Source organism: Anatilimnocola aggregata, from assembly GCF_007747655.1.
GTDB lineage: Bacteria > Planctomycetota > Planctomycetia > Pirellulales > Pirellulaceae > Anatilimnocola > Anatilimnocola aggregata.
The window spans coordinates 4,308,312-4,330,773 of record NZ_CP036274.1; the positions used below are offsets into that span (position 1 = coordinate 4,308,312).

The 22,462-nt window shown below is 57.8% G+C and carries 12 protein-coding genes; 9 read left to right on the forward strand and 3 right to left on the reverse strand.

What is annotated here, in order from left to right; translation table 11 throughout:
• Positions 1–7: 7 nt before the first annotated feature.
• Positions 8–2,260: a caspase family protein gene (locus tag ETAA8_RS16300; RefSeq protein WP_145090342.1), complete on the reverse strand. Its 2,253-nt coding sequence runs from the start codon at positions 2,258–2,260 to the stop codon at positions 8–10.
• A gap of 197 nt (positions 2,261–2,457) precedes the next feature.
• Here ETAA8_RS16300 and ETAA8_RS16305 point away from each other — a divergent pair, with 197 nt between their 5' ends.
• From ETAA8_RS16305 to ETAA8_RS16330, 6 genes are all read left to right on the forward strand, one after another.
• Entirely contained in the window at positions 2,458–3,060 is a 603-nt protein-coding gene (locus ETAA8_RS16305) for an RNA polymerase sigma factor (protein ID WP_145090345.1), read from the forward strand.
• A 1-nt stretch (position 3,061) separates the two neighbouring features.
• Positions 3,062–4,975 carry a serine/threonine-protein kinase gene (locus ETAA8_RS16310; RefSeq protein ID WP_202921882.1) on the forward strand — a complete coding sequence of 638 codons (1,914 nt, stop codon included), beginning with the start codon at positions 3,062–3,064 and terminating at the stop codon, positions 4,973–4,975.
• A 280-nt stretch (positions 4,976–5,255) separates the two neighbouring features.
• Positions 5,256–8,339 carry a CHAT domain-containing protein gene (locus ETAA8_RS16315; RefSeq protein ID WP_202921883.1) on the forward strand — a complete coding sequence of 1,028 codons (3,084 nt, stop codon included), beginning with the start codon at positions 5,256–5,258 and terminating at the stop codon, positions 8,337–8,339.
• A gap of 41 nt (positions 8,340–8,380) precedes the next feature.
• Entirely contained in the window at positions 8,381–10,030 is a 1,650-nt protein-coding gene (locus ETAA8_RS16320; protein ID WP_145090355.1) for a hypothetical protein, read from the forward strand.
• Positions 10,031–10,112: 82 nt separating this feature from the next.
• Positions 10,113–11,192, forward strand: a complete 1,080-nt coding sequence (locus tag ETAA8_RS16325) for a hypothetical protein (protein WP_145090358.1) — start codon at positions 10,113–10,115, stop codon at positions 11,190–11,192.
• Between the two features lie 112 nt (positions 11,193–11,304).
• Positions 11,305–12,327, forward strand: a complete 1,023-nt coding sequence (locus tag ETAA8_RS16330) for a hypothetical protein (protein WP_145090361.1) — start codon at positions 11,305–11,307, stop codon at positions 12,325–12,327.
• A gap of 48 nt (positions 12,328–12,375) precedes the next feature.
• Here ETAA8_RS16330 and ETAA8_RS16335 read toward each other — a convergent pair whose 3' ends face one another.
• Both ETAA8_RS16335 and ETAA8_RS16340 read right to left on the reverse strand, forming a co-directional pair.
• Positions 12,376–13,062, reverse strand: a complete 687-nt coding sequence (locus tag ETAA8_RS16335) for a ferric reductase-like transmembrane domain-containing protein (RefSeq protein WP_145090364.1) — start codon at positions 13,060–13,062, stop codon at positions 12,376–12,378.
• Positions 13,059–15,347, reverse strand: coding sequence for a hypothetical protein (locus tag ETAA8_RS16340; RefSeq protein WP_145090367.1), 2,289 nt, complete (start codon positions 15,345–15,347; stop codon positions 13,059–13,061). Before ETAA8_RS16340 ends, ETAA8_RS16335 begins: the two co-directional genes overlap by 4 nt.
• 218 nt (positions 15,348–15,565) lie before the next feature.
• On the opposite strand from ETAA8_RS16340, the gene ETAA8_RS16345 reads away from it, so the two are divergent.
• The 3 genes from ETAA8_RS16345 (at position 15,566) to ETAA8_RS16355 (ending at position 22,442) form a co-directional block, all read left to right on the forward strand.
• Positions 15,566–18,646, forward strand: a complete 3,081-nt coding sequence (locus tag ETAA8_RS16345) for a PSD1 and planctomycete cytochrome C domain-containing protein (protein ID WP_145090369.1) — start codon at positions 15,566–15,568, stop codon at positions 18,644–18,646.
• A gap of 152 nt (positions 18,647–18,798) precedes the next feature.
• On the forward strand, positions 18,799–20,238 hold the full coding sequence (locus ETAA8_RS16350) for a DUF1501 domain-containing protein (protein ID WP_145090372.1): 1,440 nt from the start codon (positions 18,799–18,801) through the stop codon (positions 20,236–20,238).
• Positions 20,238–22,442, forward strand: coding sequence for a prolyl oligopeptidase family serine peptidase (locus ETAA8_RS16355; RefSeq protein ID WP_145090375.1), 2,205 nt, complete (start codon positions 20,238–20,240; stop codon positions 22,440–22,442). Before ETAA8_RS16350 ends, ETAA8_RS16355 begins: the two co-directional genes overlap by 1 nt.
• The last annotated feature ends 20 nt before the right edge of the window (positions 22,443–22,462 follow it).

Genomic DNA, 22,462 nt, shown 5'->3' on the forward strand with positions numbered 1-22,462 from the left:
GTTTTGTCTACTTCGTGGACGGATGAGTCACTGTCCACGAGCGCAATATCAAACTCGGATTCTGATCTGACGGGGTAACCGTGCCGCGAAATAGGCCTTTCTTTCCCGCAACAGCCAGGGCCAATGCTTCGAACGGCGAATTGCCCGCACGCTCGGCGACGATCGGTTTTCGCGCCGCGCGCCCCAAACCACTTTGGGCCAGAAATTGAAAATCTGGCTCCAAGCGATTTGCATCCGCCGAACTAGCAATAATCAACCAACTTTGGGGACCAGACGCTTTTGGTGAAATTTGAAACACGATGGGCTGCAGCGCCGCATCGAAGCCTCCGGCGCGGTTAAGTTGCTGCGTAGGGAGGACGACTACGCGAAAGTCGGCATCCAAAAACACCATGGTCACCCACTCGCGATTTGCTCCTTCATTGCTCACTCGCAGTTCCAGATAGTCGCCAGGCCGAACGGACGCTTGCGACAACAGCTTGCCGCCGCTCTTGTCATCGGCCCCCGCGAGCGATGCCAGTTCGACTTTCAAGTTGCTGTTCTCATCGGCCAGTTCGGTTCCATGACCTCCAGCAATGCGCCACAGGTTCTGCCAGGTGAAAATCTTGTGGATGTCGGCTGCCAGTGCTTCTTGAAACGCAGCGACATCACGCGGGTCGTACTGCTGCCACACTCGCCCCACGCTTTTCGTTTCGCCGCCAGGTGTGGCGCGACCAGGCAGAATCTCTCCTTGCCGAATGAGCAGCACCATTGGTTGAGCAATCGTGAGCTGATAATCGCGAAGCGCAGAGGCAGGCGAAACCGCCAGCAGTTGCCAAGGAGCAGCCGGATCGTCGGTGGCTTGGACCAATTCTGCACTCGAAGTGGAAAGAGCGCTAAGCGCGTTGCGGGCAATGGTCGTGATTGGTTGCAACTCCGCAACTGCGGGCGCGACACACAATTTGATCCGCAAGTCGCCCAGCTGGCGCGAGACAATTTCGCAGCGCATTGCTTCCTGCCACTTGGCTTCGGGAAGGGCTGCGACCATGTTGTGCTCGCAGGGTTCGATTTCTGCCGTGGCAGGCGTGACATTCGTCACACGTAGATAACCACTGGGTAATTGCTCGGCACCACTCCCCGGTGGAAAGAGGGCGAGAATCGAACCTGTCGATAAACCTTGCAACTCGCCTGCGTTGATTCCCCAGCCGGCGGCGCTTTTCAGCAACAGCATTTGCGATCGGCCGGGCCACGTGCGGAGGCCCAGAACTTCGCGATCGAGATCGCCAGCAAAATTCGGCGTTGGTCCGCGCGTGCCCCGTTCGGCGCGATAGCGTCCGACAATCGCCTGTCCCAACTCGCGGTAGGTCGTTTGACCGGCCGGTCGCTCGCGTAGCAGCGTCTGCAATGTCGAATAGGTAAGCAGGCCGAAGTAGTGCTTGTCAGTCTTCGGCGCGTTCGGTGGGCATGGTAAATCCGGCGCTGTCTCGAACGGTTGTGCCGCATAGAAAGTAACAAGGCTCCCTTTCGTCGCTTCACCTACCGGCGCATCGAAAATGTTGAGCGCATCCGCTGCGGGCATGCCATCCGCCGCCGCAACACCCTTCTCTTCGGCTTGCTTGATCGACTCCGCAGTTACACCGAGGTCGGCAGCCACGAGTTCGCGCGAGACCTCGCCACTGGCTTCGTCATCCACACCGCGAGACATGGTCCCCGAGTGACAGCAGTCGAACAAGGCCCACACATTCGCTCCTTGAGCCCGCAGTTTTTGCAATCGCTGGCCCAGTTCGTCATCGAGAATCAGATTCTGCATCTCGCCGTTCACTAAGCGGGCATCCGCGGCCACAAAGGCCTCATCAAAACCATCGGGCTCGGGGTTCTTAGGATCGAGTGGATGCTGCGCGGCGGGAATTGGCACGCGCGTGCCGTGGCCAGAAAAGCAAATTACAATCTGCGTTCCCTCAGCTGCCTTCGTGGCGAGTTGATCGAGTTCGCGGAGGATATTTTCGCGTGTGGGACGAAGTGCCACATCGTCGGGCCAGGCGAGCAGTTGTCGCACATCGGCGGGAGCAAAAGCGAACCGCGTAACGAGCACTTGGGCCAGTTCGCGGACATCGTTCTTAGGCCCACGCAAGTTCTTCCCGGGCAAGTGTTGATAGTCACTGCAGCCAATGAGCAGGGCAAACTTTGGTGAATTTACAGATTGCTGCGCAACCCCCAAACGCGAGCCAATTGCCAAAGCGATCACGATGCTGGCGAGTCCGCAAAAATGAAACTTCGTGTTCATGGCAGGAACTCGTTTCCAAGCGGCAGCAATTGGCCGTTCATCTACAAGAACGGAGCGAGGACAGAATGCGGACAGATTATCGCGAAAAAATCACCTTGCGCATTCCCAAATTGCTTTTTGACACATGCTAACTGCCACGTCTAGGATAAGCCCCGCATTGCTTGCTCCTCAAATACCTGCCCCCGGAAAGAGCCAGCATGACTGCGGTGGACCCCACATCAACAGCTGAATTTGCCGACCTGATCGGCCGCGTCCGTCTGGGCGACCAGCAAGCGGCGACGGTCTTGGTACGTCGCTACGAACCTGAGGTGCGGCGATTCATCCGTTTTCGTCTTTCTACGCCAGCTTTGCGGCGAACTATGGATTCTTTGGACATTTGTCAGTCCGTTCTGTGTAAATTTTTCGTTGAGATATCTGCAGGACGACTCGAGCTTCAAGAACCACGACAGTTGGCGGCACTTTTGATTACCATGGCCCGCAATAAGGTTTGCGACCGCGTCCGGGAGGCGCAAGCTGATTGCCGCGATGCGCGCCGACAAACCAATGGCGGCGAAGACGCCTTGCTCAGCGTCGCCGCGCCAGGAGAATCTCCCAGCGAAGCACTGATTGTTCGTGAGATTTTGGATGCCGTCGGCGAGCGCCTCAGTGCCGACGATCGCTATTTAGTACAGCAGCGGATGGGGGGCCGCAGTTGGGATGATTTGGCCAGTGAACTTGGGGGAAATGCGGACGCAATCCGCAAACGGATGACGCGGGCCATTGATGCGGCGGCGACCGAACTCGGAATCCGCGAGAGCTGACATGAAACCTGCGGATCAACAGCCTTTCAAGCCACTGAATAAAGGCGACGAGAGCCAGGTCAGCGCAAACGATACTGCGGATCTGCGCAGCGACGCCGCAGTGACTGGCGCACTTTCCTCGCGTACGCCGGCCGAGTTTGTAGGCCAAATCTGGGAACAAATGCGGGCCGGTTGGCTGCAAGGGCGGCCTTTCACAGCCGAGCAATTTCTCACCCCGGCGTTTCTCGCCGCCTGCGGTGAGGAAGGAGCAATCGATATCATCTATGGCGAATTCGCACTCGCCGAAGCACACGGCGCCCGTCCCTCCGTCGGCGCTTACCTGGAGCGTTTTCCTCTATTTGCCGAAGGTTTGGCGAAGCAACTTTCGCTCCATGCAGCGATCGCACTTGTGCCCGACGAGTTGAACGCAGAACAGCCCACGCTGCGGGTGGCTGGTACCGCACCGATCGTTTGCCCAGGAACCTTTGGCCGCTACATGCTCGTGGCACCGCTCGATTCGGGCGGGCAGTCGACCGTCTACCGTGCCATTCACCCCGACCTGGCGAAGGAAGTGGTGCTGAAGATCGCCCGCGAACCCGATGGCGCGCTCGATCTGCAGCACGATGCCAGCCTGGCTGCCGAGGCGAAGATCTTGTCTGGTCTGTCGCACCCTAACCTGGCTCAAGTTTTCGATGCCGGGGTTGCGCAAGGGCGCGCTTATCTTGCGATGGAATATGTCCGCGGCTGCACACTGGCCCAATTTGCAAGGCAACGACAAGTTTCGCCGCAGCAGGCCGCAACGATCGTGGCGAAAACGGCACGGGCACTTGCGCTCGTACATTCGCGTGGCATTTTGCATCTCGATATTAAGCCCAAGAACATCGTCATTGATGAGCAGGGCGAACCGCGGTTGATCGATTTTGGCCTTGCGCGCCAGGAGCATGCCTGGTCGCCAACCGCCGTTGACGAAGGACTCGCCGGGACGTTGGAATTCATGGCACCGGAGCAGGCCCGCTGCGAAGCCGCGAAGTTTGGCCCGGCGACGGACATTTTTTCATTGGGCGGCGTGCTCTATTTTCTGCTGACCAACGTGGCTCTATTTAAGGCGAAGTCGGCGCAAGACTCATTGCAACTGGCACAGCGCTGCGAGTGGCGGCGCGAACTCCTCGCTAGGTGTGCCGGCTCCGGTCGGCTTCGCCGCTGCTGCGAACGTGCGCTTGCTCGCAACCCGGCCGATCGTTTTGCCACGGCTGCAGAATTTGCCACGGCCTTGGATCAGTCGGCTGCTTTGCCCCGGCGACGGTGGGCAGCGATTGCCGCCGCGGTGGCGTTTGTTTCGGTCGTCACAATAGTGATTTGGGGGGCGACGAACTTTTTCAGTCCGCAGTCCGTGGTGGCCGCCTCGCCCGAATTGCGAATTCGCATCTGGCAAGAAGGGATTCACAAGGAACTATCTCACGCAGTTCCGCTTATCAACGGCGATCAATTGCGGCTCGAGGCGAGCGTTCCAGTTGGTTCGCGGGCCGCGTTTTGTCTGATCAATGGCCAAGGAGAGATTAGCTTACTCAAGGAATACTCCTCGGCCGAAACCGTTGCCAAAGTCGCCTATCCCGACATACAGTCGGCAGCTCCACTCACCGGCGAGACGGGGACCGAATGCGTGCTGGTGATCTCAGGAGATTTAATTCCTGCTGCGGAAGTGTTGCAGGGATGGTGGGTTAAAACTGACTCGCGCTGGCCAGCGCTGAGTGAGTACTCTGTCGTTCACATCACCGCCGAAATCGTCACGCTTGAACAGTCCGGGCGCGATCTGGGAGCAGCTGTTCTGAAGCGCGATCCGGAAGATGTGATCCGTGTCCGGCTCGACCGTTTTCGCCAGATTTTGCTTGAAAATAGTCTTCGGTTCGACGGCTTGGCGTTCAGCCACTCATCATAAGCCAGCCCGCAGATTACCTATTTTAACAGTAGCTTTTCCCCGGAATGGGCATTAATCTCTGGAGCCCTGCTGCGCGTTACCGCAATGGAGCTTAGATAGCAACGTTCTTTTTGGGGGATTTCTTGTCCGCTTAACTTCGCGAATTCGTTTGTGACTGCGTGATCCCTGCCTCGCACGGTGCTTTATGAGTTCCCCCCACTTTCAACACTTTTGGACAGCGTCCGTATTCGCGTTGGCTACTTGCCTGAACGTGAATTTAGCGACTTGCGCCGAAGGTTTTTTGATCCGGCTGACGCCCGCCGGTCAAGTCGAAGTAGTGCAGTACCGGGTACCAACAACCGGGCGCGATGAACAGAATTCGGGCATCGCTGTTTGGTCGACTGGCGGTCCCGAGCAATGGGCCGTGCTTCCCGGCAACTTGATCGCCCCTCATCCGCCGGCTGGCTTGGCGTCGGCTGCTCTGCGAAGTGCGACGCGCGGCGGTGGTTCAGCTTCGTCTGCCGGGCCCGAAGGAATGACTTTTCAGCCGGAGCAGTTGCTGGGACAAGTGGTCACCCGCGCCGCCAGTTTCACGTTCGTGACTCCCGTCGACCAAGGCTTTTTGCTGGAGGGAAAAATCACCCTGCGGCGTAAGCCCGATGCCGGCACGGAAAAGTTTCCTGCGGCCGAAATCGCGCTGCGGCGCGGGAATCAAAATCTGTTCACCATTCCCTTCTCCGCAGGTCAGACGGAAGTGAGTTGGAACGAAATACCCAAGCTTCCCACCGATCTGAAAAATGGCTTGCCGCCCGGAGCTTATACCTTACGCACGGGGAATGGCCCAGTGACCAGCTTCGTCGTGGTCGAACGAGAGGTGCATGACACCGTGCTCGCGCCCCTGCAGCGACTGGCGGTCGTTGCGGGCATTGATTCGCCCGCTTACTTGTTGGCGACGGCCCAGCATTTGTCTTGTCAGCCCGATGCGGATGGCGAACTTTGCACGTACGCGGCCGATGCCCTCGATCGGTTTGATGCCGCAGCCAAGCAGAAACCTGCTCTCGCAAAAGAAGCCTGGTTTTCGTCGCTGCGAGCCCGCATGCTCAAAAAGCTGACTGAAACCGACGCGAAGCCAAACAGCGACGTCGCCGCCACCGGAATTGAAATCATCGATGCGGCTCGAAATTCGATTCAGGAAGGGAACTGGGAAGCCGCGTTGCAAACCTTGGCGGATCCGCAAGCCGAAGCAACGCCTCGCTCACAGGCTCTTGCGCTGTTGTATCGCGGTGTCATTGCCGCCGAAGCGGGAGGCGCAAGTCTGGACTCGCCCGATGGTCTGTATCAAGAGGCCATTCAGCGATTGCAGGGTGGCGAAGCGAGCGATCTGTTTCGCGCTCACAATAACTACGGCAACATGCTGTTCGCACGGGCCCGCGACCAGGTTCATAATCACGCCTTTCAAATGGCCAGCGGTTCACCCGCTCCCATCTTGCGAGCGCTTCACGATTGGAGCGGAGCGCAAGCCAGCTACGAACAGGCTTTGGTGCATGCTGAGAAGTTAGAACCCTCGCTGGCCGCTGGCGTGCGGATTAACCTGGCTGGACTTTATTCACTGCTCGCCGATTTGATTCGCGTGCTCGACTATGCCAACGATGGAAACCGGCAATTCACTGCTGGCGAGAACGCTGCAACCAAGGCAGCTGCCGCACTGGCCGAACAAGTGGTTTCCCAAGCTAAGAGCTTAGACCCAATTACGATTGCCGCTGCCCAAGAATCCCTGGCTCAACTGGCCTTCCGAGCGAGCGATTCGAAAAGGGCCAATGAACATGCTGAACAAGCTTTACTGGCGTACGCTACAGCGGAATCGCTCACGGGTATCGAAGGTGCCGAACGTCTATTAGGCCAAATCGCTGCCCGCCCGTCTGGCAACAACGTGCCGCTCAGCGCGGAGCAAGCCAGTCGCGCGCTCCGCCATTTGCAAACATCGCACTTCCTCACCGAAATCCTCCGCGAACGCATTCCAGCCGACCGGGCCGGGCGAAGTCGCGCTGGTTTTTTCGCCCGCCGTGGTTACGTGAACGAGCGAATCATCGACTTGCTGCTGGCCCGCGGTGATAGTGCAGCCGCTTTAGCAATCGCCGAAGGAGCCAAGTCACGCTCGTTGCAAGATGTGCTCACCCAGCGGAACGTGGCCACACCAACAACCAGTGGCAGAGAGCTGGCCGCATTGCTTGCCGATTGGCCGAAAGACACCGCAGCAGTTGAGTACTTTCTCGGCACCGAGCGCGCCTGGGGTTTCGTGGTGAATCCGCAAGGCAAAGTGCAGGCGTGGCAACTCGCAGATGCTGACGGCAAGCCGCTCGCCTCCCGCGAGATCGTCCGCCGCGTGCAGCAACTGCTCACCGATTTCGAAGGTCAGGCGAACAAGATGTTTCGCCGTGCTTCATCGGGAAATGGTTTTGATCACAGCTGGCAGGATGAACTGAACCGTTTTGGCAATGAACTACTGCCCGCCAAGGTGCGCGACGAGTTCAAATCAGCCAGGCATGTCGTGCTGGTTCCACATCACGTGCTGAATTATTTTCCCTTTGCCGCGCTGGTCACGCAGGTTGATCCCACGGCCCGCGGCAAGTTGGAAATGCCGCAACCGAGATTCCTGATCTACGAGCCCTACTCCATCAGTCGCGCCCCCTCGCTGGCTGCTTGGGACGTGTTGCGGCAACGAGCCGGCACTTTCGCAGACGTGCGAGCGGTGGGCATCGTCGAATTTGAACAAGCCGATCCGCTCCCCGGCGTGGAACAAGATCTGAAAAACCTGAACGAAGCGTTTGGCAGTCGCATCAAGCAACTGGTCATCGGCCAGGATGCGTCGGAGAAGAACATTCGCGAAGCGCTGCGTCATCCGGGCATGATCTTCGTCGGTACACATGGCCAGAACATCGCTGAAGAGCCGCTGTTGAGCTATCTCCTTTGTCATGGTGATCGCGATGACGATGGTCACCTGACTGCGGGTGAGCTTTTTGGCGGCGAAGTGAACTCGTCCCTCGTGGTCATGAGTGCATGTTACTCCGGACTTGCCGATCGCAGTCCGCTGCCCGGTGATGATCTGTTCGGCTTGGAACGCGCCTTTCTGACTGCTGGGGCGTCGACGGTCGTCTCCGGTCTGTGGGATGTGTACGACGGCACCGGCCCCACACTAATGAAGTCGTTCATGACGGAACTGGTCGCCGGAAAATCGGCTGCCGGTGCCCTGGCCGATTCGCAGCGCAGCTTTCTCGCCGAGCGACGCAAAGAAGGCCCCGGCGACCCTTGGATTCATCCGTACTTTTGGGCCGTCTACACCGTTTCTGGCAACGACTTACTCGCGCTCGAACGTTCCGCTCAATGAAGATCAGCTTTCAAGACACAGGGAATGTTAGGACTAAACCAATGACTGTGGCATCGCCATTTTCTGTCAAACGCTATCGCGCCGTGGCGTTGGCTTTATTATTCTCAGTTCACTGGTTGCCAGCGAGCGCCGCAGATCCAATCAAGGCGGAGGCGGCTACGGTTGCCGTTGCTACGGAAGCAACGTTTGCTCCCGAAATCGCCGAAGATCCAGCCTTCAGCCGCTATCTCGATCTGCTGATGGTGGGTCGCGCGTGGGACAAACTCGACGCCGCTCTGCTTGCCGACTGCGCGTTGCAACTGGCCGAAGGTGAGCGAGTGCTCCACCGGACGCATCACGCTATCACCGCCGAGCAACTCCTCGCGCTGGCCACCAAGATAGCTGCCGACAAACGCGATCTGGCAACACTCGAGCGACTGGCCAAAGCATGCGAGGCAGCCAAAAACACAGCAGCATTGGAAAAGATCACTTTCGCGCGGAAGTTGGCCGGCCAATCGCGGGGCGCGGAGCCGGCAGCTTCTGTCTCTGCATTGGACACCAACCCGAAGCAACTGATTATTTATCAAAAGGCCCTCAAAGGGCTTCGCGCGGCGGATATTCTGGGCGATGCCAAGTACCTCGATCAACTGGATGCCGACCTCAAGAGCAAGCAGGGCCCGCTCAAGGATCTCACTTCGCAGCAGCGCGACAACTTGCAGAAACTCGTTGGCAAATCTCGCGCTGCATTGCCCACTGCCGACAATCAGGCACTTGTCGGTACGTTGTCGAAACTAAAGGCCTCCAGTCGCGGTTTTGGCTGTCGTTTTGGCTCGCTCTTCGGCGGCATGAGTTTCTTTGGTGATGACGACTTCGAAGAGGAGGAATACGAAGAGGAATTTGTTACTCCGCATCCAGTTGTGCGACCTGTTACACCTCAGCCCGCACCTCAACCGCCGTTGCCCCAGTGGCTGATTGGCGCGTGGCAGTTGATGGATGGTCGCACCGGCGGGGCAACCTTTGTCGAATTCACCCCCGATGGCAAGTTTATCACCATCGATACAGCTCAGACCGCGCAGGGAGTCCAAGAAACGGGTCGCTCCACGGCTTCTGCGCGCTATTCGACCAACGGCTTGCAATTGGGTGACAAGCTCTTTCAAGTTTCGAGCTCCACTCCCGGCATCTTGATGCTAACGCTCAACGGAACCGCGGTTCAAATCAAACGAGTGGATCAACCCGCCGCTGCGCCCGGCGGTGGAGGCCAGCCCAATGCGCCAGGGCAACCGAATCCTGGACCCGGCGGCAACAATCCGCGGCCAGGGGTAATTAAACTTCGGCCGCAAGTTCCTGGCGGGCCCGTGGTGGCCAATCAATTGCCAGCTTCGATGCAAGGCACCTGGTTCGAAGTGACCCGCAATCGCTTAGGTGACGAAATCCTGATTCGATACGACTTCAACGCGGATGGTACCTACGACTTGCAGCAGTTTGCCGTTTCGGAGGATGGCGAAGTCGACCTGAACAGTCCAATTGCTCAGCTATCGAAGAAGGTACCAGCCGCGCAGCGAACGATCGCGTTTGCCAACGGTCAACTGACGCTCGGTGCCGGGCAGCGATTCGCAGAAGGTCCCATGACTGCCACAGTGACGACGGATTCGAACGGCGAACCCGCCCTCGGCTTGGGCAATAGCGGAAGAGTTCTTACTCGCTCGCCGTAGTACCGCTTGGATTGACAGTAATAAGCACGCTGCTGTTTGGCACGCGTGATGAGTCGGTAAACAACATCTCGGAGTTTCGCACATGATGGTCCGAAAAGTGAATTACATCGCGCTGGGCGCGGTAGCGCTGCTGGTCAGCGTCCCCTATCTAATCTCAGGAGCTGCCGACGATGCAAAGGCACCGGCTGCGACTAGCGCAGCAGCACCTGCTGCGCCGGATCTGTTCGATCCTGCCTTCGAGCGCTATGTCGATCTGCTGCTGCTTGGTCAGGCCTGGGAAACGCTCGATGCCGTTCTGCTGACTGACTGCGCCCTGCAATTGGCCGAAGGCGAGCGGGTTTTGATGCGCAGCCATAAGGCCATCAGCTCGCAACAAGTGCTGGATCTGGCAGCGAAGATCGCCGCCGACAAGCGCGATACCGCTACGCTCGATCGCCTGGCGAACGTTGCTCAAGTGACCAAAAACACCGCTGCCAGCGAACAGATCGCCGCTGCCCGCAAATTGGCCTCGGCCAGCCGAAGCGTGAATCCCGCGCTGTCGGTTCCCGCAGCTGCCACCACACCCGATCAATTGGCCCTCTATCAAGAGGCTATTAACGGTGCGAAGGCTGCTACTGCGCTCGGCGATGCGACCTACTTCAAAAACCTGGAAGCCGGACTGGCAGACACGAACTGCATTCTCGTGAGCCTGTCTCCGACGCAACGGAGTTACCTCAAGACGCTGATCAGCGAAACTCTCCCTGCGCTGCCGAAGCAAGCCAATCCAGCACTCAGTGAGACGCTGATGAAACTGAAGGAAGTCAGCCGCGAGTCGCGATTTAACCCATTTACGAGCACAGGTGGATTTGACCACCAAGGTCAAATGGGCGGAGGAGCCGGCGGGTTCGGTCAACAGGGTGGCTTTGGTCAACCGCCTCAGCAAGGTTTTGGCGCAGGAGGTGGCCACGGATTCCAAGGGCAAACTGGATTTACAGGCAATTTTGGGCAAGGTCACAACGGCTACTATCAACAGCGTTATCCACAACAGTACCCACGCCCCTATCAAAATATTTACCAGTACCAGTTTCAGTATGGCCAACAAGGCTATCCGCGTCCCCCTTGTTATAGCCCCTCATTGTATGGCCAAGGTGGGCAGTCCCACGGTTGGTGCGGCAATCGCTAAGCAAACGTAGAAGGCCTTGGCCGTGCCTGAACTGTTTAATTCTGAAATCAACGCGAGTCAGTCTCGCGAACCAGTGTTTGTTATCACTAAGTTCTCTCTGGAGTATCCCCAAATGACTAAGAAGGTAAATTTTGTCGCCATCGCGGCGGCAGCGCTGTTAATCGGCGTGCCATTTCTGCTATCGACCGAGGCCCAGGAGGGGAAAGTCGCCCCGACAGCTGCTGCGGCCGTAGAAGCTCCGGCACCGCTGGACTTCGACCTGGTCGATCCCGCTTTCGATCGGTACGTCGACATCCTGTTGATCGGCCAGGCTTGGGACACCCTCGACCCTGTTTTGCTGACCGACTGCGCCATGCAATTGGCTGAAGGCGAACGAATTCTAATGCGCAGCCACAAGGCCGTCAGCAGCAAGCAACTGCTCGAATTGGCAGCGAAAGTTGCTGCCGACAAGCGCGACACCGCCACGCTCGATCGCCTCGCAAATGTCTGTGGAGCCACCAAGAACACTGCTACGCTGGAACAAGTTGCCGCGGCCCGCAAACTTGCCGGCAGCAGCCGCAAGGTTGATCCAGCCATGTCGGTCTCGGCGACCGAAACCACGCCCGATCAGTTGGCCCTTTACCAAGAGGCCATCAACGGGGCCAAGGCCGCCGGCATTCTGGGGGATGCGACCTACTTCGACAATCTCGAAGAAGGTTTGGCCGATAAAGAGAGCGTGCTCGTGACTCTTTCAGAGACTCAGCGCAGTCACCTGAAGAAGATCATGGGCGACGCGCGGGGCAGCATGCCAAAGGAATCGAACGCCCAGTTAACCGACACCCTAGCCAAACTCAAAGACGCCAGCCGTCAAAATATTGGCCACGGGATTGGTTCGATCATTCACGGCATTCGTGATTTGCAGAATGGTCACCATACGGGCCACGGCATCGGTTCAATCATTCACGGCATTAGTGATCTGGCCGGTCACGGTGGACACGGTCGTGGAGGTCATGGCCACGGCTATCGACCTTACAATCCTTATAACCCGTACAACCCGTATCGACCTTACAATCCTTATAATCCATATCGACCATACAATCCCTACAACCCCTATCGCCCTTACTACCCTGGCCATAATCATGGCTGGCGGCCATAGGGCTAGTTGTTGAGTAGATGCTTCTTTAAGGCCGGCGTAGTCAGGTGACTATGCCGGATCTTTTTTGCGCAGCGAGGTATCGACTATTGGGGCTTCAAGGACGACAACCGGTTCCGTAGGCTTTGATTGTTTTCTTTGCGGCAACCAACGGAACAAGCTTACCAGTAGTGCGTTAGCGAAAAGCGAGACAATCAGGATCGTGGGGCTGAACGGAGCATAGATCACATGGAAGAAGGCGAAAATCGCGGCCAGAAATGAAAGGCGGAAGAGCGGCTTCCAGATTTTCCAACGGACGAGCGACATCAACGGCTTGAAACTGCCGACGAGAAGCACGAGTAATACGAATAGCGCCAGCACTCCCCATTGCAAATAGGGAAGTGTGAGGACGATCCACCAATCGTGCTTGAGATAGGTCATCAGAGAAATGACCGTATGTAGCCCGGCAGCCAGGGCAGACGCTATTCCCGCGTTGCGGCTAAGCCGAGCAGAAAACTCTCGCTCCACCCGCAATCCAGCCAGCGAGGCGACACGCAACAGCGGTCCAGCACACAGCGAAACAGCCAGATAGGCGAGCGCTGCATAGCCACTCAACTGACAGGCGAACACATCGCGCTGCACGTAATAGCCCCCCGCGCGAAAAGAAACGACGCACCAGATCGCCAGGCCGATGCCAGCGGCCAGCAGCACAAGCGTATCGAGCGGCGTCTTTTGCGCTTGATCGGGAACTGGGCTCATAATTGCTCGAGTAAGTAGATCAGGTCGTTGAGTTGTTCATTCGACAAAATCTTCGTGTTGCCGTGCCTCCCCGCACGATTCCAGTCGCTGAGAACCGCCCGCAAGGTTGGTGCCCGGCCGTCGTGCAAATAGGGTGGCGAAAGAGAAATGCCGCGTAAGGTTGGTGTATCCAAAAAGTTATCGGCACCGGCGGCCGGTCCCATGGGGCCGTAATAATCGGGAAACAAACTTGCTGCCGATTGCTGCCCCAGGTTCGTGAGCGCTGGGGGAGCGTGACAAGTGGCACAGTCAGCAGCGAAGAAGGCCGACACGCCGGTCCGCATTTTTTCGACATCGAGCTTCTCGCGTTGTCGAGCATGCACATTCAGCGGCAAGCTCTGCAGGTAAGCATCGAGCGCCGCTGCCCGATCCCAAGGAACACGGTCCTGATAATCGCGATAGCCATCGACGGCCACATCGTGCAGATCGCGCAGTCGCCAATGACTGGCGTCGCGCAAGTAAGGCGAAGTGCCAATAACGCCACGCACGGAGAGGACATCGACCGGCTTACCTTGCCCGATATCATGCAGGCAAAAATCGGAATCGGCACCCAGATGGCAACTCTGGCAAGCGATGCCTGCCCGCGTCCCTTCAAAGAATGTTCGCTCCCCCTGACGCCGTGCGAGTTCAGCAGGATTGGACTTGGCGAGTTCATCTTCGGCAGCAGCGAATGAAATTAAGTGCTGCAGATTCCCCTCCAGGTCAAACAGGCCGATATTGCCATCGACCGGAGAAGAAACGGACCACAGGCCATTTCCCAAGTCGGCCAGTCCCTGCGGCGCGAAGAGTGGATAGGAATCCAGCGACAGATACTCCTTCGCGACACCATTTGGAGACAACTCCGAAACTTCATTGCTCCCCGCGAAGGCGGCATACAAGCGGTTGTCGATGACCCCGAGCGCTAGCGGCGAGATTCCATGTTCGGTATCGCCGGGCGAGTCCTGCTCCAGTCCGCGGCGGTCGGTGATTTGCGTCGCGACAATCGCCCATTGATCCAGATCGAGCGTGTGAACTGTATTTTCTAAAAAGTGATTCGCCAGCGGTTGACCGGAGGTCAAAAACGATGCAGTCGTTGCTAACGCAAGCCTGGTTGGCTCGGGCGTCTTGCCGAGCGTGGAGATTGGACGGGGAAAGAAAAGAGTCTGGCCTTTTTGGGCCCACGCATTTGCTTTTTCGCCAGATTCACTAGTTTGTTCGCGGGGTTGTTCGGCCAGTCGAACAATTCCCCGCCCGCGACGATCGGTCACAATGAGTTCATCGCGGGCCGAACCGAATTCCAGCAGATCGGGCGAGAACTTTAGCGGAACGAATGACAGTTCGGTCAGCGCGGGCAAATCGAACAGGCGTATACCAGGCTGCACGCCGTCCAAGGCGACAGCCAAACGCTGGCGGTCATCTGAAATCGCCAGCCGGCATTGAAAAGTACCTGCCGGAACTCGCGATAGTACCTTCGCTTGGGCAGTGTCAATTACCCACAGTTCGGGCTCAAAGCGATGCGCCACGACAATCTTGTGGCCACTATCGAACACAGCGCAGTCGGTTGGTCCATCGCCAACCGCTACCCGGTGATGGGTGCCATCGCGGCGCACTATTAATAATTCGTCGGTCTCTTCGCTGACCGTCGCCGCAATGCCGACGGTTGCATCGGAGCGCAGTTGCCGCGGATGGGCCTGCGGCTGAATCAGGCGAAGCACTCGCTGATGAGGCTTGCCACCAGCGATGATTGTGCAGGTCAGCGAATTGCCCGATAGCTTTGTGAGGGCGACATCGGACCTTGGATCAAAGTCCAGCAAATGGACGCCGTTGCCGAGATCAATGGCTGGCAATTCGGGTGACTCGGAAGTCCAACGAACCGAGACATTGTTCTCGCCCGGAGCATGAATCAAATATCGCTGCGGCTGATAAGTGACAAGCAGCCCCGGCGCGATCGAGGGGGTCTGCTCCAGCGCCCATCGGTCAGCAATGTTTTCGCGTAACGTTCCCAGTTGCTTGGCGGGATTCTGGCCACCGAGCATTCGACCGACGAGCACGGCAGGAACAATTGCCAGCAACGCCAGGCGAAACCAGCTGATTCCGCTCGCGGGCCACCGCGGCAACCAGGCGACACGAATATTTACCAGCAGCAGTGCGACCAGGTAGCAACCCAGCACGACCATCCAGCTGGGAATCGCAATGAGTGCAACCAAAAACAGGGCTACCAGCAGCACGAGTTGCTGTAGCGGAGGGGGTTGAGGTTTTGATTCCAATTTCGCTTCCATTCCCCAGTGGATACTCGCGCTTCAGGTCTTGGTGCTGGGACGACTATACCACGTGCTATGTGTTGCCTGCGAAATTATCACAGGCGGCATTTTCGTTAGCTTTGATAACGGACAACTACTGCTGCTAAAGGTGTATTTATGGCGGTTACCGGCTAGACTGGGCTGATCGAATTCGTAATCGCTGATCGGTTGACGGGGACTCGACGATGCGACGAGGCTGGTTCATTACTCTGCTGCTGATGTTTTTCTCGGTACATGCCCGCGCGCAAGGGCCGGCAGAAGAAGAGTTGCAATTCTTCGAGCAGAAAATTCGTCCTGTCTTGGTAAAGCACTGCTACAGCTGTCATTCGGCCGAAGCGCGCGAAGCGAAAAAGCTGCAAGCCGATCTCTACCTCGATTCGGCAGCGGGAATCCTCGCGGGTGGAGAAAGTGGCCCAGCGATTGTGAAGGGGAAGTCGGCCGAGAGCCTGCTGCTGAAGGCACTCAAGTTCGATGGCTTCGAAATGCCACCGACTGGCAAGCTGTCGAATGAGATTATCGCTGACTTCGCCAAGTGGATCGACAGCGGCGCTGCTGACCCGCGGCAGGATGGTAAGGTCGTCAAAGCCAAACGAGAAATCAACCTCGAAGAAGGTCGCCAGTGGTGGTCGTTTCAACCGCTCAGAGCCGTGAATCCGCCGCCGGTGCCGACGGGCGCTCGCATCCAAACGCCCATCGACCAGTTCATCCAGGCAGCGCTCGCTGAGCACAAGCTGACGGTGAATGGTCCCGCTAGCAAAGATAAGTTGATTCGCCGCGCTTATTTCGATTTGATCGGTTTGCCTCCCACGCCGGAACAAATAGCAACCTTTGTGGCCGATGATTCGCCCCAGGCATTCGAAAAAGTCATCGACGAACTACTTGCCAGTCCTCACTATGGCGAAAAGTGGGCGCGGCACTGGCTCGACGTAGCCCGCTATGCCGAGAGTGGCGGCTACGAGTTCGATGGCTTTCGTGGCGGAGCTTATCACTATCGCGACTGGGTCATCCGTTCTCTCAACGACGACCTTCCTTACAACGAATTTGTGCGTCAGCAGTTGGCCGGAGATAAGCTGCAGCCCGATGATTATGCCAGTGCCGCAGCCAGCGGCTTTCTCGTGGCTGGGCCTTATCCGGGGCAGATCACAGCCAAGACAGTCGAACGAATTCGCTACGACCAACTCGACGATATGCTCATGACCGTGGGTGGCTCGATGCTTGGCCTCACGCTGGGCTGCGTTCGTTGTCATGATCACAAGTACGATCCCATTCCCCAGCAAGATTACTATGCACTGGCAGCTGCCTTAGCCAAGACGGGACACGGCTCGCGGACGCTTGATCCCGACCCGAGTGCCACACAGCGGGCGATGGAGGCACACAGTGCCGCCCACGAGCCGCTAGTAAAGAGCCTGCAGCGGTTCGCGGCTGAGCAACTGCCGAAACACTTTGAAACCTGGCGAGCGGCCGAGCTCGGCAAGCAGCCTGAAGCACCGCGCTGGCAAATTATGGAAGCCGTCGACTGGGACGCTGAGCGTTCATGGCTTAAGGAGTTGCCTGGCGGCATCCTCGCTCACGATGGATTGCTCGTGGCCGGTGTGAACGTGCCAAAACGCGGTCAGGGTCGCAAAGTGGCAGCTGCCGAAACTTACAGCCTGAAGTTTCATACGCACCAAAAGAACGTGATGTCGTTCCGACTCGATGCGTTCACTGACAAGTCACTTCCGCAGCGCGGCCCCGGAGTGAACAACGACGGCAGCTTTCAACTGGCAGAGTTGAAAGTCACCGCGCGCCCTTTGGATTCCAAACTGAAGGATCCACCACAAGTTCTGAAGTTGAAGCCAGTCTTCGCGGCCTTTGAAGACAAAGATCAGCCCCTGGCTCAGGCTGTCGATGGCATGCCGGCCACCGCTTGGGTGGTGAAGACAAATGCCAAGAAGGACAATGCAGCGGTATTTGAACTGGAAGCTCCGCTGGCCGGCTTTGCCGGTGGAACCGAATTGGTTGTGGAACTGAAGTTCCGCGATTTGGGCATCGGCCGCCTGCGATTCTCGCTCAGCACCGAAGCCAATCCGGCCACGTGGGCCGGAGATTTTGTCCCACAACATGTGGGCGAAATTCGAGCTATTCTGGCAACCAACGGAAACAAGCTTCCGGCCGCACAGTACGAGGGAATGACGCGGTGGCTGGCTCCCTTTCATGCCGAGACCGCCAAGGCCTTCCGCACCGTGCGCGACCATGCCGCCGCCGAGCCTCGCCCGAAGTTAAGCGAGGTCTACACCACTGTTCCTGGCGGACAGGACGTGTTTCTGCTGCGGCGCGGCGAAGTCGAGAATAAACTCGGCAAAGCAGAGCCCGGCTTCATTCAAGTCTTACGGCGCGAAACGTCATCTCCGGTTTCGACATCAACGACAGTTGCCGGACCATCAATAGCTAGCACCGTTGAGCCACGCATCGCGCTGGCCGATTGGATGACAAACGTTGAGCAAGGTGCTGGACCGCTGCTGGCACGCGTGCAGGTCAATCGTTTGTGGCAACATCATTTTGGCCAGGGACTTGTCGGGACGCCGAACGATTTTGGCGCACAAGGCGAACGACCGACCCATCCTGAATTGCTGGAATGGCTGGCGAGCGAGTTTGTGAATCACGACTGGAAACTCAAGCCATTACATAAGTTGATCATGCTGAGCGCTACTTATCAGCAGGCGAATGATGTCAGTGCTGCGAATCTGAAAATTGATCCTGCGAATCGGTACTGGTGGCACTATCAGCCCCGCCGTCTGGATGCGGAGTTGATTCGAGATTCGCTCCTCGCCATTGGCGGCAATCTCGATAAGCAAATGTACGGCCCCAGCATCCTCGATGGCGTTCCGCGCCGCAGTATTTACCTGCGCGTGAAACGGAGTGAATTGATTCCGCTGATGACGATGTTCGATGCCCCGGAGCCGACGCAAAGCATTGGGGAACGAATTAGTACCACTGTGCCCACGCAATCGCTGGCGATGATGAACTCCCCGTTTGTCCGCCAACAGGCCGAGAAACTGGCGCAGCGGATCAAGCCGAATGCGGACACGTCGGTTGCTGCGGCGATTGACCAGGCCTATCAAATCACCTTCGCTCGGCTGCCGACCGAACCTGAAAGGGCTCGCCTGGTGGCGTTTGTGGAACAGCAAAAGGCCATGCTGGGAACGGATGCTGCGGCGACGGATAAGGCGCTGGTGGAGGTTTGCCAGTTGCTGTTGTGTTTGAATGAGTTTGTGTATGTCGACTAATACGAGCAGTGGCACCGGCGCCTGCTCACTCCGGCCATTGAATTTGTCCGCATCGATTGATTGATACGGAATTGCTAGGTTCTTTTGCAGTCCTAACCCCTCACCCCAACCCTCTCCCCGGAGTACCGAGGAGAGGGAGTAGGTCGAATGTGATGTTCAACGACAACTTACATCTCCCAAAACGTCGCGAATTCCTCAAATCCGCCGGCCTCGGTTTCGGCTCACTCGCGCTCGCGAGTATGTTGCAAAAAGATTCGCAAGCGGACGTGATACCCGCCGGGCCGCTCGCACCGAAGCAGCCGCACCTCCCCCCCAAGGTGAAGTCGATTATCTGGCTGTTTATGACGGGAGCCCCATCGCAAGTCGATACTTGGGACTACAAGCCTGAATTGCAAAAACGCGATGGCCAAGAACTGGCTGGTTCTGATCCCAAGACGGGCTTTTTCACCACCAGCGGAAAGTGCCTCAAGTCGCCATTCGAGTGGAAGCAGCACGGTGAGTCGGGCTCGTGGGTACCGGAGATTTTTCCGCACCTGTCGCAACATGTTGACAAGATGTGCTTCCTCCATTCGATGTACTTGCGCCAGAACAACCATGCTCCGGCCTCAATCGAACTGATGTGCGGCACGAACCGCCCCGGACTGCCTGCACTCGGTGCCTGGCTGACGTATGGCCTTGGGTCGCTGAATCAGGATCTGCCATCGTACGTGGTGATGCACGACACGCGCCCCCGCGGCGACGATCAGATCTGGTCGGCAGGCTTCTTGCCCAAAACGTACCAAGCGCTGGCGCTCGATGCCCGCCGCAAAGAGGCCATCGATAACCTGCTGCGCGATAATAAACACACCGACGCTCAGCAGCGGTCGCAGCTCGACCTAATGCGACAGTTGAATCAAGAACATGCGGCAACGCGGCCCACGCAAACGGATCTCGCCGCGCGAATCAATTCGTATGAGCTGGCCTATCGCATGCAAATGGCAGCGCCAGAGGCGATGGATCTGACGAAAGAAACTGCCGCCACGCACCAACAATATGGTCTCGATAAACCCGAGTGTGCCACCTTTGCGCGGCAGTGCCTCTTGGCGCGTCGCTTGGTCGAACGGGGCGTGCGTTTCGTCCAGATTTTCGCGGGTAAGGGTGTCGGTGGCGACGGGAGTGTGAACGATGTGCCGTGGGACTGCCACACCGATGTGCAGACGAATCATCGCTCTTGCGGACTGCATACCGATCAGCCCGCAGCTGCGTTGCTGGCTGACCTGTCGGCTCGCGGACTGCTCGAATCGACGCTCGTAATATGGGGCGGTGAATTTGGCCGTACCAGCGATTCACAGGGCGCGAAAGGTCGAGACCATAATCCGAACGGCTTCACCATTTGGATGGCAGGTGCCGGCGTGAAAGCCGGTTTGCATTACGGCGCCACCGACGAGTTCGGCTATAAGGCGGTCGAAAATAAGGTGCACGTCAACGACCTACACGCCACTTTGCTGCATCTGCTCGGACTGGAACACACCAAATTGACCTATCGCTTTAATGGGCGCGACTTCCGGCTCACCGATGTCGCCGGCGAAGTGCTGAAGGAAATCATTATCTGATGTCTGCGCTGCCTTTGTTGATGCGTCTTGTGCTCGTCGTGGCTTGTTTCCATTCGCTGACATACTCATTCGCCATGGCTGAACCGCCCCCCGTTGCTCCTGTGAAGACTGTCGTTGATACCTATCACGGGACGACGATTACCGATCACTATCGGTACTTCGAGGACTTCAAAAACTCTGCGGTGCAAGCCTGGGTAAAGCAACAGGCCGAGTATACCGAGCGTTCGCTCGAGGCGCTACCAGGCCGAGCAGCACTGCTCGCGCGCATTCAAGAGCTGGATGCCGGGATTCCATATACCTTGTCGGGTTTGACCCGCGTGCCCAGCGGCGAACTGTTTTACTTTAAGCAACTTGCCGGAGAGAACGTCGCCAAGCTCTACGTCCGCGAATCACAGCGTGGCACTGAGCGGTTGCTTATCGATCCCGAGAAGTTTCCTCCGCCCGCAGGAGGCGGCCACGTTACGCTCGGGTTCTATCGCGTTTCGCCAGACGCTAGCCAGTTGCTCTACGGGTTTGCTGCCTCGGGATCGGAGCAGACGACGCTGAAAATCTTCGACCGGCGAACCGGCCAGGATCTGCCCGAGAGCATCGATCGCATTGAGGCCGAGTATGCACTTCCCTACTGGTTGCCGGATGGTAAGAGCTTCGTTTACAGTCGGCGGCGACAGATCGGCACCGACGCTCCCGCCGCCGATGGCTATAAGTTCACACAGGCATTTCAGCACAAGTTGGAGAGCAATCCCAATCAAGACAGCCTGGTATTTGCCAATGGTGCTCCCGGTTCACCGCCGATGGCTGAAATGGATTTTCCGGCCGTTATCGCGCCCCTTGGCTCCGCCTGGGCCATCGGACAAATCAAGCACGGGGACGAAACGGATATCACCCTTTACGTAACCCGACAGGAGTCATTGGGCTCGCCCGCGCCGCGCTGGACAAAAGTCTGTGACCGAACCGATCTCGTTACGGAGTTTGCCGTGCATGGTGACGACATCTATCTCCTCACCGCGCACGACGCTCCGCGCTTCAAGGTCGTAAGGACCTCGCTCACCCATCCCGATTTTGCAACTGCAGAAGAGGTTGTGCCGCCGAGTGAGCAAGTCGTCGATTCTTTGGCGGTCGCCAAAGACGCGCTTTATGTCGGCGTGCTCGTGGGTGTTCCTAACAAAATTCTGCGAGTCCCCTACGCATCGCCGGCCAATGCCGAATTGATTGAACTTCCCCAGGATGAACCAGCGGCCCACATCACGGCTGCGCGTGCTGATCTGCCCGGTATATTTCTCAGCACGCGTTCTTGGACCCGCGCTGGCAAACTGTATGAATATGAGCCAGCAACCGGCAAGCTGACCGATACCGCGCTCCTCCCCACCGGCAAGTTCGACGCGCCGGATTGGCTCACTTCGACCGAGGTCATGGTCACCAGTCATGACGCCGTGAAGGTTCCGCTTTCCATCATTCACCGCCGCGATATCAAATTGAACGGCTTAAATCCGACGCTCCTCTCCGGCTATGGCGCGTATGGCTTCACGGCGTCCATGCGTTTCAAACCGACCGACCTGGCTTGGTTGGAACGGGGTGGCGTATTAGCGGTGGCGCATGTCCGCGGCGGGGGTGCCTTTGGCAAAGAATGGCACCACGCGGGGCGCAAACTAACCAAGCCCAACACCTGGAAGGACTTTATTGCCTGCGCCGAGTACCTCGTCCGAACCGGATACACTTCGTCTGCCAAACTGGCTGGCGAAGGCGGTAGCGCCGGAGGCATTTTGATTGGGCGCTCGATCACCGAACGGCCCGATCTGTTCGCGGCGGCCCATATTTCGGTCGGTTGCACCGACATGCTACGCTTCGAAACGACCATGAATGGCCCTCCTAATGTGCCTGAATTCGGCACCACGACTAAAGCCGACGAGTTTCAAGGTCTGCTCGCAATGAGCACGCTGCATCACATTGGCGACGGGGTAAAGTACCCGGCCGTGCTGCTGACGCACGGCGCCAACGATCCGCGCGTCGAACCCTGGATTTCGGCCAAGACCACAGCCCGCCTGCAGGCAGCCTCGGCCAGTGGCAAACCGGTTCTCTTTCGCGTGGACTATCATGCCGGGCACGGCATTGGCTCCACGCGCACTCAGCAGCAAGCTGAGGATGCCGACATCTCGTCCTTCTTGCTTTGGCAATTCGGCGACCCGGCCTTTCAACCCAGGCGTTAGTCCCACCGGAACCTCCCAGG